The 15513-nt window shown below is 39.4% G+C and carries 16 protein-coding genes; 9 read left to right on the forward strand and 7 right to left on the reverse strand.

Annotation, left to right across the window (positions count from 1 at the left end; translation table 11 throughout):
* The first annotated feature begins 44 nt into the window (after positions 1-44).
* The 5 genes from galU to rsmG all read left to right on the forward strand — a co-directional run bounded on the left by galU (position 45) and on the right by rsmG (position 3634).
* On the forward strand, positions 45-968 hold the full coding sequence (gene galU, locus GHI93_RS02435) for a UTP--glucose-1-phosphate uridylyltransferase GalU (RefSeq protein WP_153495268.1): 924 nt from the start codon (positions 45-47) through the stop codon (positions 966-968).
* 92 nt (positions 969-1060) lie between these two features.
* Positions 1061-1447 (forward strand): NusG domain II-containing protein, encoded by a 387-nt coding sequence (locus GHI93_RS02440; protein WP_153495270.1) that lies wholly within the window; start codon positions 1061-1063, stop codon positions 1445-1447.
* Positions 1444-1974 carry a Gx transporter family protein gene (locus GHI93_RS02445; RefSeq protein WP_153495272.1) on the forward strand — a complete coding sequence of 177 codons (531 nt, stop codon included), beginning with the start codon at positions 1444-1446 and terminating at the stop codon, positions 1972-1974. The genes GHI93_RS02440 and GHI93_RS02445 overlap by 4 nt, the downstream gene beginning before the upstream one ends.
* Positions 1965-2924, forward strand: coding sequence for a polyprenyl synthetase family protein (locus GHI93_RS02450; RefSeq protein ID WP_153495274.1), 960 nt, complete (start codon positions 1965-1967; stop codon positions 2922-2924). Before GHI93_RS02445 ends, GHI93_RS02450 begins: the two co-directional genes overlap by 10 nt.
* Entirely contained in the window at positions 2921-3634 is a 714-nt protein-coding gene (gene rsmG, locus GHI93_RS02455) for a 16S rRNA (guanine(527)-N(7))-methyltransferase RsmG (protein ID WP_153495275.1), read from the forward strand. The genes GHI93_RS02450 and rsmG overlap by 4 nt, the downstream gene beginning before the upstream one ends.
* 65 nt (positions 3635-3699) lie before the next feature.
* Here rsmG and GHI93_RS02460 read toward each other — a convergent pair whose 3' ends face one another.
* From GHI93_RS02460 to GHI93_RS02475, 5 genes are all read right to left on the reverse strand, one after another.
* Positions 3700-3942 carry a hypothetical protein gene (locus GHI93_RS02460; RefSeq protein WP_153495277.1) on the reverse strand — a complete coding sequence of 81 codons (243 nt, stop codon included), beginning with the start codon at positions 3940-3942 and terminating at the stop codon, positions 3700-3702.
* Between the two features lie 149 nt (positions 3943-4091).
* Positions 4092-4814 (reverse strand): orotidine-5'-phosphate decarboxylase, encoded by a 723-nt coding sequence (gene pyrF / locus GHI93_RS12975; RefSeq protein WP_211368870.1) that lies wholly within the window; start codon positions 4812-4814, stop codon positions 4092-4094.
* Positions 4815-4829: 15 nt separating this feature from the next.
* Positions 4830-5468, reverse strand: coding sequence for an HAD-IA family hydrolase (locus GHI93_RS12980; RefSeq protein ID WP_211368871.1), 639 nt, complete (start codon positions 5466-5468; stop codon positions 4830-4832).
* On the reverse strand, positions 5458-6393 hold the full coding sequence (locus GHI93_RS02470; protein WP_153495278.1) for a dihydroorotate dehydrogenase: 936 nt from the start codon (positions 6391-6393) through the stop codon (positions 5458-5460). The genes GHI93_RS12980 and GHI93_RS02470 overlap by 11 nt, the downstream gene beginning before the upstream one ends.
* A complete protein-coding gene (locus GHI93_RS02475) occupies positions 6390-7190 on the reverse strand; it encodes a dihydroorotate dehydrogenase electron transfer subunit (protein ID WP_153495280.1) in 801 nt (266 codons plus the stop codon). The genes GHI93_RS02470 and GHI93_RS02475 overlap by 4 nt, the downstream gene beginning before the upstream one ends.
* A 599-nt stretch (positions 7191-7789) precedes the next feature.
* On the opposite strand from GHI93_RS02475, the gene GHI93_RS02480 reads away from it, so the two are divergent.
* From GHI93_RS02480 to GHI93_RS02495, 4 genes are all read left to right on the forward strand, one after another.
* Positions 7790-9007 (forward strand): SPFH domain-containing protein, encoded by a 1218-nt coding sequence (locus GHI93_RS02480; protein ID WP_153495282.1) that lies wholly within the window; start codon positions 7790-7792, stop codon positions 9005-9007.
* A 9-nt stretch (positions 9008-9016) separates the two neighbouring features.
* Positions 9017-9364, forward strand: a complete 348-nt coding sequence (locus GHI93_RS02485) for a hypothetical protein (protein ID WP_153495284.1) — start codon at positions 9017-9019, stop codon at positions 9362-9364.
* Positions 9365-9429: 65 nt separating this feature from the next.
* Positions 9430-10530, forward strand: a complete 1101-nt coding sequence (locus GHI93_RS02490) for a TFIIB-type zinc ribbon-containing protein (protein ID WP_153495286.1) — start codon at positions 9430-9432, stop codon at positions 10528-10530.
* Complete coding sequence (locus tag GHI93_RS02495) at positions 10527-11318, forward strand: TPM domain-containing protein (RefSeq protein ID WP_153495288.1); 792 nt, start codon at positions 10527-10529, stop codon at positions 11316-11318. The genes GHI93_RS02490 and GHI93_RS02495 overlap by 4 nt, the downstream gene beginning before the upstream one ends.
* A gap of 37 nt (positions 11319-11355) precedes the next feature.
* Here the strand turns inward: GHI93_RS02495 and GHI93_RS02500 are convergent, their stop codons facing one another.
* Together GHI93_RS02500 and carB are read right to left on the reverse strand one after the other, a co-directional pair.
* Positions 11356-11892, reverse strand: coding sequence for a pseudouridine synthase (locus GHI93_RS02500; RefSeq protein WP_153495290.1), 537 nt, complete (start codon positions 11890-11892; stop codon positions 11356-11358).
* A gap of 165 nt (positions 11893-12057) precedes the next feature.
* The gene (gene carB, locus GHI93_RS02505; protein ID WP_153495292.1) at positions 12058-15252 is read right to left on the reverse strand and encodes a carbamoyl-phosphate synthase large subunit; all 3195 of its coding nucleotides are present in this window, start codon (positions 15250-15252) and stop codon (positions 12058-12060) included.
* Positions 15253-15513: the final 261 nt, after the last annotated feature.

Genomic DNA, 15513 nt, shown 5'->3' on the forward strand with positions numbered 1-15513 from the left:
TATGATTAAGTTTATATTAAAAAAAGAAAAAATAAGGAGTTCTTATGCCAGAAATCACTATTAAAGGCAAAAAAGTCCGTAAAGCGGTCATTCCCGCAGCTGGACTTGGCACACGCTTTTTGCCAGCCACAAAGGCGATTGCAAAAGAAATGTTGCCGATTGTTGACAAACCAACCATTCAATTTATTGTTGAAGAAGCTTTAAAATCAGGAATTGAAGATATTTTGATTGTCACAGGAAAAGCGAAACGTCCGATTGAAGATCACTTTGACTCTAATGTTGAATTAGAACAAAATTTAAAAGAAAAAGGAAAAACTGATCTTTTAAAATTAGTTGAAGAAACAACAGATATTAATCTTCATTTTATCCGCCAATCTCATCCAAATGGACTTGGACATGCGGTTCTTCAAGCAAAGGCATTTGTTGGAGATGAGCCGTTTGTCGTCATGCTTGGAGATGATTTGATGAACATTATGGGTGAAGGAACTCCTTTGACAAAAGATTTGATCACGGACTATGGTAAAACACATGCTTCTACAATTGCGGTCATGAAAGTTCCTCATGAAGAGGTGGATAAATATGGCGTGATTGCTCCAAGTGGCGAAGTTTCAAAAGGGCTGTATAATGTGGAACGCTTTGTTGAAAAACCACCTGTGAATGAAGCGCCTTCTGATTTAGCAATTATTGGTCGTTATCTTTTAACTCCTGAAATTTTTGCAGTGCTTGAAAATCAAAAACCTGGTGCTGGTGGAGAAATTCAATTGACGGATGCGATTGAGACATTGAACAAAACGCAACGTGTTTTTGCTCATGAATTCACTGGAAAACGTTATGATGTCGGAGACAAATTTGGGTTTGTTGAAACGACAATTGAATATGGACTTCATCATCCACAAATCAAGGATGCGCTTCAAAAATACATCATTGAAAAGGGAAAGTCATTATCTAAAAAAGTGGATAAAAATTAAGAAAAACAATAAGGAGCTCATCTCGCTCCTTTTTTGATGTTATTCTACGGATTTCATGAAAAATATGTGATTTTATGCTATGATTAGTAGTAATGAAATTTCTAAAAGAGATAAAAATAAAACCTTTGGATATCGTGATTGTGCTTTTTCTTTTTTTATCTAGTTTTTCTGTATTAGCCTTTCTTCCCAAAAAAGAAGCTGGGGCAAGAGCGGAAGTTAGAGTTAATGGCATTGTCGTTAAATCTTTTGATTTGAGTCAAGATGATGCTTGGACTTATCGCTCAAAAAATGGACAGTGGAACATTATTGAAGTTAAGAATGGAAAAATCCGAGATCGTGCAGATAATTCACCCGATCAAATCGCAGTCCATACTGGGTGGATTTCAAATGTCGGACAAACAGCCGTTTGTTTACCCCATCATTTAGTCATCGAAGTGATGAGTGGTCAGAAAAACAATGAGGTTGATTATAACGCATGAACATTAAAGAATATATCTATGTTTCTTTATTAACAGCAGTTGCTGTGGTGATGGGAATTGTCGAATCATGGTTTCCACCTTTTTTTGCTTTTGCACCTGGTGCTAAGATTGGTTTAGCTAATTTGGTCATGATCATTGCGATTTTTACTCTGAATTGGCGGAAAGTTTGGATGATGGAGTTGCTTCGTTTACTCATCACAGCACTTTTTACAGGATTTTCTGTGTTTATTTATTCAGCAGTAGGGGGAATTTTATCGCTTCTGATGATGTATGTAATGAAACAGTTTGGCCCCAAACGCGTCTCAAAAATCGGCGTTTCTGTGGTGGGTGGTTTTTTTCATAATTTAGGACAATTAGCAGTGGCAGCACTTTTAGCTCAAACGTATTCGGTGATGCTTTATTTGCCTTGGTTGACGGTTTTTGGAATGCTGGCAGGTTTTGTGATTGGCATCGGAGCAAATCAATTGATTGAGAGAATCAAACCGATCCACGATTTATTTATTAAAGAAAGTAAACAATGGAAGTAAAAAATAAGTTTTGGAGCGATGATCCTGTGCTTGAAAAAGAATTGGATCAGGTCGCACTTTTAATGAAAAAACAGATTAAAATTCAAAATAAAGACATTCAACAAGCTATTTTTGATTTATTAGATGCGGGTGGAAAACGACTTCGTCCTGCTTATTTGTTGTTGTTTGCAGGATTTACATCACTAAAAAAAGAGGAAACTTATGCGCTTGCAGCCAGTATTGAATTATTGCATACAGCAACCTTGATTCATGATGATGTGATTGATCATGCAGATACAAGACGCGGGGTAAAAACATTATCTACAAAATATTCACCTGAAATTGCGGTTTACGGGGGAGATTATCTTTTTGTTGCAGTATTTAAACTTTTAGCTCAGCACACCTTTGACACGTCAAATTTGGTAAAACATATTGATGCGATGGAACGATTATTAGGTGGAGAATTGGGGCAATTGGATCATCATTTTGATCTGAATCAATCAATGGCTGATTATCTGAAAAATATATCTGGAAAAACGGGTGAATTATTTGCACTTTCTGCTTGTGCTGCACCACTGGTTCAAAAAGAAAATCGCTTGGCGAGTTTGGCCAATAAAATAGGAATGGCAATTGGGATTGCTTTTCAGATCATGGATGATTATTTGGATTATGCTTCTGATGAGGCGACACTTGGAAAACCCGTTTTTGAGGATGTAAAGCAGGGAATTTATTCTGCTCCCGTTTTATTTGCTTTGGAAGAAAATCGGCCGGTTGTTGAGCAACTCATCCTCAATGAGCAATACGACGCTCTTTATCATTGGATAAAAAACTCACACGCACTTGAGTCAACTAAAAATCTTGCGCGTACTTATACAAATACTGCACTTGATTTAATCGAAAAATTGCCCGATCACAAAAACAAAAAAAGTATCGCACAACTGACCTACAAACTTTTAGAGAGGACTTTATGACACCTGAAGAATTTTACTTGCAATTGGAGAAGTTTCAATTAATCGTGACTGATGAACAAAAGGAAAAATTTGAACGCTATTTTGAACTTTTAGTGGAATGGAATGAAAAAATCAATCTGACCGCGATTACACAAAAAAACGAGGTGTATTTGAAACATTTTTATGATTCGATTGCTCCCATTTTATATCAACTGATTTCTAACTCGCCTGTAAAGCTGTTAGACATTGGTGCTGGCGCTGGTTTTCCGAGCTTACCGATGAAGATTATTTTTCCAAAGCTGCACATTACTATCATTGATTCGCTCAATAAGCGCATTAAATTTCTGTCAGTGCTGACAGAATCGCTTGAGCTTGATCATGTTGAGCTTTTACATGGACGAGCTGAAGATTTTGGGCAAGATCGTATGTATCGGGGACAATTTGATTTTGTCACAGCGCGTGCAGTTGCACGATTGTCAGTTTTGTCAGAGCTGACGATTCCTTTTTTAAAGAAAAATGGACGGTTACTTTCTCTAAAAGCCGCTCAATTTGAAGAAGAGTTAGCCGATGCTAAACACGCGATTGCGGTTTTAGGCAGTCAATTTCAAGAAGAGATTGCTTATGAACTTCCAAATGGTGATGAGCGTCATATCGCAGTCATTGAAAAGAAAAAAGAAACGCCAAATCAATACCCAAGAAAAGCTGGGATTCCGAATAAAAATGCCTTATGACACACGAGCGCTTCTGCGTTCTTTTTTTGTCAGCACTGACAGTTTTAAACGCACACGTTTTGGAATCAGAATGCAGAAAATGGAAAGACTTTACTCAACTCTTGTCTAAAATGCGTTGTCCGTTTTGAGTTTGGGATATGATTAAGCTCTTTTAATAAAGCTGTAACTTCTGTTTCAAAAGTTCTTCCAAACTCGATTTCGTTTTTAGTTTTGACAAATAAAACACGTTCCATTGTCGTCAAACTTGGATCAAGAATGACATCATACATCATTTTTAATATTTTATTTTGAGGATCTGTTAATCTCATCGTTGTCCCTCTCGTTCTTTTATGGATTACATCTGTTATACTTCTTTTTTCAGAAAATTGCAACGATTTTGAGTTTAAAAATAATAAAAAGATAAGAAAAAACACACCTGTTTTATTTTCACGTGTGTTTTTCAATCCTTCGTTGGTCATTAAATGGCTTCGTTCCATGCCTTATAAATTTGATAATAAGCGTCAACTGGATCTTTTGCTTGCGTGATCGGACGTCCAACGACAATGTAGTCTGACCCGATTTTTCGTGCTTCTTGCGGCGTCATCACGCGTTTTTGATCTCCATGATCTCCCCCAGCCATACGAATCCCTGGTGTGAGACAAATGAATGCTTTTGATGTTGCATTTTTGATGAGGGCTACTTCTTGTGCGGATGATACAACACCATCCAACCCTGCAAGAGCAGTTCGTTTAGCATAATGTACAACAGAATCTTGAACGCTCGTTTGGATATTTTGATCTTCATTCAAAATTTCTTGCGAAGTGGATGTGAGCTGTGTCACTGCAATCAAAAGAGGGACTTCTTTGCCTTTTACTGTGCCATCTCGCAGACCATCTTTTGCTGCTTGCATCATTTCGACACCACCTGCAGCATGGACATTCGTCATCTCCACACCCATTTGAGCTAATACGCGCATGGAACGATAAACTGTATTTGGAATATCATGTAATTTCAGATCTAAAAATACACTGTGTCCTAGCGATTTTACGTAAGAAATCACACGTGGTCCTTGTGCGTAGTAAAGTTCCATTCCGATTTTGACAAAAAGTTTTTCGTCTTCTGGAAATTTCCCTAAAAAATCCTTCATTGCTTCAAAAGTTGGAAAATCTAGTGCGATGAGTGGTCGTTTTTCTTGTGTCATTCGATTTTTTCCTTTTTATATGAGATAAGTGCGCAATTGTGCAACAGATGAAATGATATGATCTGCATGAGCTGCTTTGAGTTCTTCTCGATTACCATAGCCATATAGCACACCAATACTCTTTAAATGATTGGCTTTCGCGCCAATCATATCAAATTTTCGATCGCCGATCATGACAATATTCTTACTTTTCATTTGTTCTAAGCAATATGCAATCACTTCTGACTTTGTACTTCTTTTTTGATCTCGTGTAGCTCCAGCAATCACTTTAAATGCCGTGTCAATTTTGAAGTGATGTGCGATGATTCGTGCAGACTGCTCTGTTTTTGATGTTGCAATCGCAAGTTGCTTTCCAGCTGCGTTTAAGTCAAAAAGCAAATCTGAAATGCCGTCATAAAGCTGATTTTCAAAAATTCCTTTAGCTTCATAGTATTCTCTAAAATATATCACTGCTTGTTTAACATCTGCTTCGTTCATCTGATAAAAAATTTTGAAAGAATCCGCAAGCGGTGGACCGACAAATTTGAGGAGCGCTTTTCGATCAATTTCTTTTATTTGCATCTTTTCAAGTGCAAAAACAGCAGCATTAACAATGCCTTCGGCAGATTCAATCAACGTCCCATCTAAATCAAACAAAATTGTGTCATAGTCCATGTTTTGATGCCTTCACTTCTTTGATGAGTCCTTCTAATGTTTCAATACCGTAAAAATCCATCAGCTCTGGTAATTGAGCAATAATTTTTGGACAAATCATCGGATCTGTAAAATTCGCCGTCCCAACTGCTACTGCTGAGGCGCCTGCAAGATACATTTCGAGAACATCTTGGGCTGTTGCAACGCCGCCCATGCCGATGATGGGAAGACTGACAACTTGTGACACTTGATGAATCAGTTTGAGTGCGACAGGTTTGATCGCAGGTCCAGATAAACCACCGGTAACATTTGCTAAGATCGGTTTTCTTGTCTTCAAGTCATACCGCATCCCCATTAAAGTATTGATCATCGTGATGCCGTCTGCTCCCGCTTTTTCAACTGCTTTTGCAATTGGAATAATGTCCGTCACGTTTGGTGAGAGTTTTGGATAGATTGGAAGTTTTGTTACTGCTTTGCAGGATTGGACCAAATCATAAGCAACTGAAGGATCCGTTCCAAACGCTTGTCCACCATGTTTGACGTTTGGGCATGAGATGTTGAGTTCAATTGCTTTAACATTGGGCGCCTCACCAATTCTTTCACACACGCCAACATAATCTTCAACCGTTGATCCAGCAACATTTGCAATGATGGGCAAGGTTTTAAAATTTTCTTCAAGAAAAGGTAATTTATCTCGGAGAATCACATCTACACCAGGATTTTGCAGTCCAATCGCATTGAGCATGCCTGAGGCGGTTTCTGCGACACGTGGCGTTGGATTGCCAAAGCGTGGCGTTATCGTTGTTGCTTTAATCATGATAGACCCTAGAAGATTAAGGTCATAATACCGTGCATATTCTTCACCAAATCCAAAGCAGCCTGAGGCTGGCATGATTGGATTTTTGAGTGCTAATCCAGGTAATGTTACAGCTAATCGATTATTCATAAAATGATTTCTCCTCCGTTAAATACTGGACCATCTTCGCACACTTTCAATGCGTGACCTGACGCACCCGTCGGGTCATCTTTGGTATGCACCACACAGGCATAACATGCGCCAATACCACAAGCCATGCGCGATTCTGTCGAGATATAGAGACGCTCAAGGTCGTGATAGTGCTGATAGACTGCTTTGAGCATGGCTGGAGCGCCACACGTATAGACCGCATCAACTGGCGTAGTTAAGGCATCCATTAATCCGCCCACGTGTCCCTTTGTCCCATAAGAGCCGTCATCTGTCGTCACGTTCACACTGACATGCGCTAACGCTTCAAATTCCTCTTCTAAAATTTTTACTTCTTTGGAGGCAAAGCCAAGCAGGACAGTGATTTTAGCTCCCTTTTGATCCAATTGTTTTGCAAGCTCATACAGCGGTGGAACACCAATCCCCCCACCCACAAGAAGGATGTGTTCATCCTTTTTGACTTGCGCTAATGGAAAACCATGACCTAAAGGACCCATCACATCTACGTTTTGACCTTCTGTCAGTGCTGACAAGGCATACGTCCCACTCGTCTCATCTCCAATACGATATAGAATCGTACAGGTCTTTTTATTTTTATCCCAACTTGAAATTGAAATTGGTCGTCTCAACAACAAGCTCTCATTAGGGGCTTTGAGGTGTAAAAATTGACCTGGCTGATCAAGGTCTAAAACAATTTCTCCAGTCAACACCATTTCAAAAATATGGTGTGCCACTTCTTTTTGGCTGACAATCGTCATCATTTCTTGTAGTATGGGCATGCGTTCTCCTTTTCAAACAAAAATGCACTTACAAAGAAGCTGTAAGTGCATCAAAATTTCTGTCAGTACTGACAGCCCTTTAAAAAGAGCTATCCGCTGTGAAATTCTATCTTTTTTGCGCCTTACAAGCCTCTCTGGACTCATTTAAAGGGTTTTAAACATTATAACTTATTTTTTTGATTTCGTCAAAAATTTATTCAAATCAAATGCGATTTTCATTTGATTTTCCAAATTTAGCTTTCTGAACGCTGGACTTTTTGATATAATAGAGTGCGCGCAAATAAAAAGTGTCAAGAAAGCTGAAATTTTTGAACCTGTTTGCACAGAACCATAAAATTCCTTCTTTCTCGCCTCTTTTTGAGCGATTTGCGCTTACATCTTGATATAATAGAGTGCGCGCAAATAAAAAGTGTCAAGAAAGCTGAAATTTTTGAACCTGTTTGCAAGAAACCAAAAAATCCCTTCTTTCTCGCCTCTTTTCGAGCGATGTGCGCTTACATCTTGATATAATATAAACAGGCTCATTCTAAAGGAGCTGGGATTTCTTATTATTAGAACAATAATTTTTCAAAATAGATTTTTAAAAAAGGAGAACACAAATGGGAATCATTAAAGCTGCAACAAGTGCAATGGGTGGAAGTCTTGCTGATCAATGGCTTGAGGTCATTGAACCAAATGAAATGAGTGATCAAACAGTATTCACCAAAGGAGTGATGGTCCGTCAAAATGATAAGCGCGGATCAAATAAAAAAGGCACGCAAGATGTCATTACTGACGGTTCTATTGTTCATGTGTATCCTAACATGATGATGCTTTTGGTTGACGGGGGTAAAATCATTGATTACACTGCTGAAGAAGGCTATTATACCGTCAAAAACGAAACCGCTCCAAGTATGTTCAATGGGAATCTTCGTGCATCGATTCAAGAGAGTTTTTTCCGCTTCAAATTTGGTGGGGTCACTCCTCAACGTCAGCAAGTGTTCTATATTAATTTGCAAGAAATTAAAGGGATTAAATTTGGAACATCGACACCTTTACAATACTTTGATAATTTTTATAATGCTGAACTTTTTGTCAGAACATACGGAACCTATTCGATTCGAATCACTGATCCTCTCGCATTTTATGCGAATGCCATTCCTAAAAATCAGGAGCGTGTAGAGATTCAAGACATTAATGATCAGTATCTTTCAGAATTTTTGACAGCCTTAAACACATCAATCAATCAATATTCCGCTCAAGGAGAGCGTGTTTCTTATCTGACCTCAAAAAGCATGGCACTCGCAAAATATATGGCGGATGTTTTGGATGAGGACTGGAAAAAATTGCGTGGGATGGAAATCGTCTCCGTCGCGCTTTCTGGCATCAGCTACACAGATGATAGTCAAAAACTCATCAACATGCGCAATCAAGGGGCAATGCTTGGAGATGCTGCTGTTCGGGAGGGATATGTTCAAGGTGCAGTCGCACGTGGATTAGAAGCGGCTGGTTCAAATTCGGGCGGTGCGATGAATGCGTTTATGGGAATGAATATGGGGGGGCAAAATCTCGCTAATTTTTCACAAACGAATCAAGCACAAATGGCACAAGAACAAACAAAAAATGCAACTCAAGCGACTTGGAACTGTCCTAAGTGTGCCACAGAAAACACAGGAAAATTTTGCTCGAACTGTGGTCAATCCAAACCCGTGCCTGAATCAGCTCCTTCTGAGATCAAAATGGCATGTAATGCGTGTGGTGCTGTTGTGAATTTAGCTGCTGGCGTACCAAAATTCTGTCCAGAGTGTGGTCAACCTTTTGTTGCAAGAGCTTTGTAGGAGTGATTCATGAAAGCTGCACGCATTTTAAGTCGAATCGGAAATATTTTGAATTCGATTGTGTTTGGATTTTTATGGATTGGTGCGCTCAGTCAATATCTGGAGAAACATTTTCCCAATGAGATGCTGGGTTATTTGATTTGGTTTTCATTGATTTTACTGTTGGGTTGGATTGGTCATTTGTGCTTACGCCACACTTCTTTTTTAAGTCGAGTGCTTTTGCGCTGTGCTGCGGTACTATCCTTGATTAATCTCCCCGCATCGCTCCTTCTTTTTATTGCAAGTTTCATCGCAAAAAAACAGCAGATGGATGCACGAAATGATGATGAGCCTGACAATGATTGGTCAGACTACTGATTCGAGAGATTCAGATGCTGACAAAAAGTAGCGATTATTTTAAAAAAAATGAAAGAGAAAAATCAATGAGCGATAACGCTGTATTCACTCAAAAGTGTCCCAACTGTGGTGGTCCGCTCTTGTTTGATCCTAAATCACAAAAATTCCACTGTAACTACTGTGGCTCAAGTTTCAGCAAAGATGAGGTGAGTGCTGCAGAAGAAAAACAAGTGGACGCCTCATTTTCGTCAGCACTGACAGAAAATGCTGTCAGTGCTGACAACAATGAAACGACGCAAGAATCAAGTGAAGTGGGCCTATTTTTATGTCCATCTTGTGGCGCTGAAATCGTGACAGATGCAACCACTGCTTCTACGTTTTGTTTTTACTGTCATAATCCTGTTTTACTCACAGAACGCTTATCTGGAACATTTTTACCTGAAAAGGTGATTCCGTTTCAAATTGAGCGTGAAACAGCTGAACAGCATTTTTTAAATTGGGTCGGAAAGAAAAAATTCATTCCAAAAGCTTTCTTTAATAAAAAGCAAATTGAAAATCTCTCTGGTGTTTATTTTCCTTATTGGCAAGTCGAGGCGAGTGTGGCGGGAAATTTAAGTGCGAGAGGACGAACTGTGCGCGTTTGGGTTCAAGGAGATACTGAATTTACTGAAACATCAGACTATGCGATTGAGCGAAAAGGAAATTCTGAATTTAAGGATTTAGTCAAAAAAGCACTTCAAAAAAATCTTTCCGATCATTTAGTGGGTGCTGTTGAACCCTTTGATTTTTCTCAAGCTGTCACTTTTCAGAATCAATATTTGGCAGGTTTTTTAACTGAAAAACGAGACATCGAATTTAATACATTAGAAGATCAAGTGGAAAATGAATTTCAAAATTATGCCACTCAATTAATGAAAAACACGATTACAGGCTATGTTTCAGTCACTCAAGAACAAGCCAATCAAACACTCCAAAAAATGGAAAAAGCCTACGTTTTGCTTCCGATTTGGCTATTGACTTATCGTGAACCTGGACGCGATAAGCTGTACTATTATGCGATGAATGGGCAAACAGGAAAAGTCGCTGGTGTCCTTCCGATAGATCAAGCAAAATTGATCATCACTACCGCTTTCTTCGCAGTGATTTTGCTGATCATAGGACTTGCAGTGGGGTATTTATTATCATGAGAAAAAAAATTATTTTAATCTTCCTCTTCTTTTTGAGTAGTTTTATTTTGGCAAAGCCAATCGCTGCGCAAACCTCTCCTTTTCAGACGGGTATTGATGATCAAGCACACCTTTTGGGAACACAAGCTGACACATTGAAAACACAAGCCCAACATCTGTCAGACGAAATAAAAGCCAGTGTTTTTGTGGTAACCACCCAAACCAATACGCAAGAACCCGCAACTTTTGCGAGAAATTATCTTTCTGATCAGATTGGGAGCGGAAAAAATGGGATTGTGTTGTTGATTGATATGGGGCATCGAAAAGTCTATATTTGGGCGACTGGAAATATGAAATATTACATGACAAAAAGTCACATTGATCAAGCACTTGATCACATTCAGCCCCCGCTCACAAATGGGGATTATCTGTCAGCAGTCACAGCTTTTTATCGCACGACAAAAAGTGCTGTCAGTGGTGGGATTCCTGGAAAAAATTACACCGTGGATCCTGTGACGGGTGACATTACTTTTCATCGCTCTTTTCAACCCCTCAATATCCTTGTTGCAGTCATTGTCGCGCTCCTATTTCCAGCAACTTTTTATTTTAGTGTTCTAAGACGCTACCAAATGAAAGATGCTTCAGCAAAAGTGAGCTATAATCTTGCCCAAAACGGACAATTAAATCTGACACAAAGCCAAGATACGTTGATCAATCGATTTGTCACAACCAGACAAATCCCACGAAATACCGATTCAAATGGTGGTTCTGGTGGTCAAGCAGGTTCAGGTGGCGGACGAAGTTTCTAAAAATAAAATGAAAAAACGAAATGCAAAAGCACTTCGTTTATTTTTTTATGATACGAGAGGCACCTGGTGCTAGATTTCCGAGTTCAAATTCACCAATTCGTGTGCGAATCAAACGCAGCGTTGGAAATCCGACGTGTGCAGTCATGCGTCTCACTTGCCGATTTTTTCCTTCTTTAATCGAAATTTCAATCCAACTCGTCGGAATAGACAGCCGCTTTCGAATCGCTGGAACACGCTCCCAAAGCCATTCTGGCTCTTTGATTCTTTTGACTTTTGCGGGTAACGTTTTTCCATCTTTTAATACAACACCACGACAAAGCGCATTTTGAGCAGCTTGTGAGAATTCACCTTCTACTTGCACCACATACGTTTTGTATGCTTTTGTTTTGGGATCTGTCAAGCGATGATTCAACTTTCCCTCATCTGTCAATAATAACAAGCCCTCACTGTCTTTGTCAAGTCTTCCTGCCGCATAAATATTTGGCAGCGCAATATAATCCGCTAAAGTGGGACGTCCTTTTTCGTCTGTGAATTTGGTCAACACATCGAACGGTTTATTAAATAAAACAATCATTCTTTACTTTCTTTTTCAATTTTTCATTTTGAATTCTATCAAAAAAACGTAAAAAAGACAAGTCCAACTTGTCCTTTTTATGCTTAATTCCTGAATTCACCTTGATTTTTTTCTGTCAGTACTGACAGAATTAGTTTGAATCGGTTGTGATTCATCCTCACCTTTTTAAATGCTCGTTGCCGCAAAACTACGAGATTCCATTACTTTTAATATCGCAGCGACAGTGTCCAATGCTGTAAAGAGTGGGATTCCTCTTGAAATTGCTTCTTGTCGGATTCTAAATCCATCAGTTTCAGCAGTCAATGACGCCCGATTGGATCCCATCGTGTTTACAACAGCTTGAACGCGCCCGTGACGAATGTCCTCAACAATCGTTCCTTCTTCATCCGTTGATCCAGAAAGTTTTTCAACTTCACGAACATAAAGTCCATTTTCTTTGAAGAATTTTGCCGTACCAGATGTTGCCACAAGACTATACCCAATCTCAGCAAATCCTTTTGCAAGTGTCAACGTTTCTTCTTTATCTTCATTAGCAACTGTAAAGAGAATGGATCCAAAATCTTCCATGTGAAGTTTTGCAGCTTCAAACGCTTTATACAGTGCTTTTTCTAGTGTCACATCCGATCCCATTGCTTCACCTGTCGACTTCATTTCTGGTCCCAGTAAACTATCTACTTTTGCAAGTTTCGTAAATGAAAAGACTGGAATTTTAACGTGAACCATCTTCGGTGTTGGTAAAAGTCCTGATTCATACCCGAGTGAGCGAAGCGTTTGTCCTAATATCATCTTTGTTGCAAGTTGCGCCATCGGAACATCTGTAACTTTTGAGAGGAACGGGACCGTACGTGAGGCACGCGGATTCACTTCGATAACAAAAACTTCTTCATTGTGGACGACAAATTGAACATTCATCATCCCAATACAATTGAGTCCCAACGCCATTTTCTTCGTATAATCCACAATCGTATCAATAATTTTTTGCGAGAATGTTTGAGGAGGATAAACGGCCATCGAATCTCCTGAGTGAACGCCAGCACGTTCAATATGCTCCATAATTCCTGGTAAAAGCACATCTGTCCCATCACAAATCGCATCCACTTCACACTCGCGCCCTTGAAGATAAGAATCCACAAGAACGGGATGTTCAGGACTTGCTTTAACGGCACGATTCATGTAATCCCGTAAATCTTTTTCATTATTAATGATTTCCATTGCACGCCCGCCAAGGACAAAACTTGGACGAATCAACACAGGATAACCAATTTTATTGGCATTTGCGACAGCTTCTTCTTCATTTGTGGCTGTTGCCCCTTTGGGTTGAGGAATGCCGAGCAATTGAAGTGCTTGTTCAAATAATTCACGGTCTTCAGCACGATCTAAATCTTCGACTTGTGTCCCAAGAATTTTCACTCCAGCTTTTGTTAATGGCGCAGCCAAATTAATTGCAGTTTGTCCACCAAATTGCACAATCACGCCTTCAGGCTGCTCCAGATCAATGACATTCATGACATCTTCAAAAGTCAAAGGTTCAAAATAAAGTTTATCAGAAATCGAGAAATCCGTAGAAACCGTTTCAGGGTTTGAATTAATCACAATTGCTTCAAATCCTGCAGCTTGTACCGCTTTTACTGCATGAACCGTGGCATAATCAAATTCTACCCCTTGTCCAATCCGAATCGGACCAGATCCAAGAACAATGACTGATTTTTGATCTGATTTGAAAGATTCTGTCACTTGCTCATAAGTTGAGTAAAAATAAGGGGTTTCACTCTCAAATTCTCCCGCACACGTGTCCACCATTTTGTAAACAGGTGTGAGATGATGTGCTTTTCTAAATGTTCTGATTTCGTCAGCACTGACAGACCAGAGTTGAGCGATTTCACGATCAGAAAATCCATTGCGTTTTGCATCTGTCAGTACTGACAACGTGTTCGGATGCGCTTTTAAGTCATTTTCAATCTCAATGATGTGAAGTAATTTATCCAAGAAGAACAAATCAATTTTTGTCAATTCATGAATTTCTTCAATTTCGATGCCACGACGAATCGCCTCACTCACATAGAACAAGCGATCATCTTGAACTTTAACCATTTTCTCATAAAGGACTTCATCACTCGCAGTCCGTGCTTCTTGTAAATCATTATGAAATACACCAATTTCAAGCGATCTCACTGCTTTTAAAAAGCTTTCTTCGATATTTCGACCGACCGCCATCACTTCACCCGTCGCTTTCATTTGGGTGCCCAAATGTCTGTCGCCATGCTCAAATTTGTCAAATGGGAACCGTGCAATTTTTGCAACAACATAATCAAGCGCAGGTTCAAACATCGCGTACGTCGTATTGGTGACAGGATTTATGATTTCATCCAATGTCATCCCAACTGCGATTTTTGCAGACATTTTTGCAATCGGATATCCAGTTGCTTTTGATGCGAGTGCTGAAGAACGAGAGACACGAGGATTTACTTCGATCACACGATATTGAAAACTCTCTGGATCAAGTGCGAGTTGTACATTACATCCACCTTCGATTTTGAGGGCACGAATAATATTGAGCGACGCATCACGCATCATCTGTACTTCCACATCCGTCAAGGTTTGAATCGGAGCAAAAACGATAGAATCTCCTGTGTGAACACCGACTGGATCAAAATTTTCCATATTACACACGACAATCGCATTATTGGCTGAATCACGCATGACTTCATATTCGATTTCTTTGTATCCTGCAATCGACTCTTCAATCAAACATTGCGTCACTGGACTTAATTTAAGACCGTTTTCAACAATCTCACGCAAACTTCCTTCATCATCACAAATACCACCACCAGTTCCTCCCATTGTAAACGCCGGACGTACTATGATTGGATAACCAATTTCATTTGCAATCGCTACCGCTTCATCGACCGTTGTTGCAATGTCACTCTTACAAAGTGGTTCACCGATTTCCTCACACAGTTCTTTGAATAATTCACGATCCTCAGCGCGGTCAATCGCCGTTAATTTTGTTCCTAAAAGTTCGACACCAAGCTCTTCAAGAATCCCTGATTTAGAGAGTTCCATGGCCATATTTAATCCCGTTTGCCCACCAAGGGTTGGTAAAAGAGCATCGGGACGTTCTTTACGCAAAATTTTAGACACAAATTCAACGGTGATGGGTTCGATATAAACAGTATCTGCAATTTCACGGTCAGTCATAATGGTTGCTGGATTTGAATTCACCAAAACAACCTCATACCCCTCTTCTTTCAAAGCAAGACACGCTTGTGTTCCAGCATAATCAAACTCTGCAGCTTGTCCAATAATAATTGGACCTGAACCGATAATCATAATTTTCTTAATATCATTACGTTTTGGCATCGTTTTTTCTCCTTATAAGCGACAATCGCGCTAATTGCTCACAACAAAAATCGTTGCACCCTTGCAAGCTCTGACAACACAACGCGTTTATCATTGCCATTCGGGCAAAAAAACATCTGCCAGAAACCTAGCAGATGTGTTCAAAAATGCAGTCTGTCAGTACTGACAGAACGCCATCAGCACCATTTACATTTCTATTTCTGTTCACAACCTTGCTAGCCTCTCTGGACTAGATTAAAAGTTTTATTTTTTATATTGTAT

This window comes from Lactococcus hircilactis (assembly GCF_009601015.1).
Classification (GTDB): Bacteria; Bacillota; Bacilli; order Lactobacillales; family Streptococcaceae; genus Lactococcus; species Lactococcus hircilactis.

Bases quoted from the DNA above. Each gene is read 5' to 3' on its own strand.
- galU (WP_153495268.1), top strand. From the start codon at position 45: ATGCCAGAAATCACTATTAAAGGCAAAAAAGTCCGTAAAGCGGTCATT.
- GHI93_RS02440 (WP_153495270.1), top strand. From the start codon at position 1,061: ATGAAATTTCTAAAAGAGATAAAAATAAAACCTTTGGATATCGTGATT.
- GHI93_RS02445 (WP_153495272.1), top strand. From the start codon at position 1,444: ATGAACATTAAAGAATATATCTATGTTTCTTTATTAACAGCAGTTGCT.
- GHI93_RS02450 (WP_153495274.1), top strand. From the start codon at position 1,965: ATGGAAGTAAAAAATAAGTTTTGGAGCGATGATCCTGTGCTTGAAAAA.
- rsmG (WP_153495275.1), top strand. From the start codon at position 2,921: ATGACACCTGAAGAATTTTACTTGCAATTGGAGAAGTTTCAATTAATC.
- GHI93_RS02460 (WP_153495277.1), bottom strand. From the start codon at position 3,942: ATGAGATTAACAGATCCTCAAAATAAAATATTAAAAATGATGTATGAT.
- pyrF (WP_211368870.1), bottom strand. From the start codon at position 4,814: ATGACACAAGAAAAACGACCACTCATCGCACTAGATTTTCCAACTTTT.
- GHI93_RS12980 (WP_211368871.1), bottom strand. From the start codon at position 5,468: ATGGACTATGACACAATTTTGTTTGATTTAGATGGGACGTTGATTGAA.
- GHI93_RS02470 (WP_153495278.1), bottom strand. From the start codon at position 6,393: ATGAATAATCGATTAGCTGTAACATTACCTGGATTAGCACTCAAAAAT.
- GHI93_RS02475 (WP_153495280.1), bottom strand. From the start codon at position 7,190: ATGCCCATACTACAAGAAATGATGACGATTGTCAGCCAAAAAGAAGTG.
- GHI93_RS02480 (WP_153495282.1), top strand. From the start codon at position 7,790: ATGGGAATCATTAAAGCTGCAACAAGTGCAATGGGTGGAAGTCTTGCT.
- GHI93_RS02485 (WP_153495284.1), top strand. From the start codon at position 9,017: ATGAAAGCTGCACGCATTTTAAGTCGAATCGGAAATATTTTGAATTCG.
- GHI93_RS02490 (WP_153495286.1), top strand. From the start codon at position 9,430: ATGAGCGATAACGCTGTATTCACTCAAAAGTGTCCCAACTGTGGTGGT.
- GHI93_RS02495 (WP_153495288.1), top strand. From the start codon at position 10,527: ATGAGAAAAAAAATTATTTTAATCTTCCTCTTCTTTTTGAGTAGTTTT.
- GHI93_RS02500 (WP_153495290.1), bottom strand. From the start codon at position 11,892: ATGATTGTTTTATTTAATAAACCGTTCGATGTGTTGACCAAATTCACA.
- carB (WP_153495292.1), bottom strand. From the start codon at position 15,252: ATGCCAAAACGTAATGATATTAAGAAAATTATGATTATCGGTTCAGGT.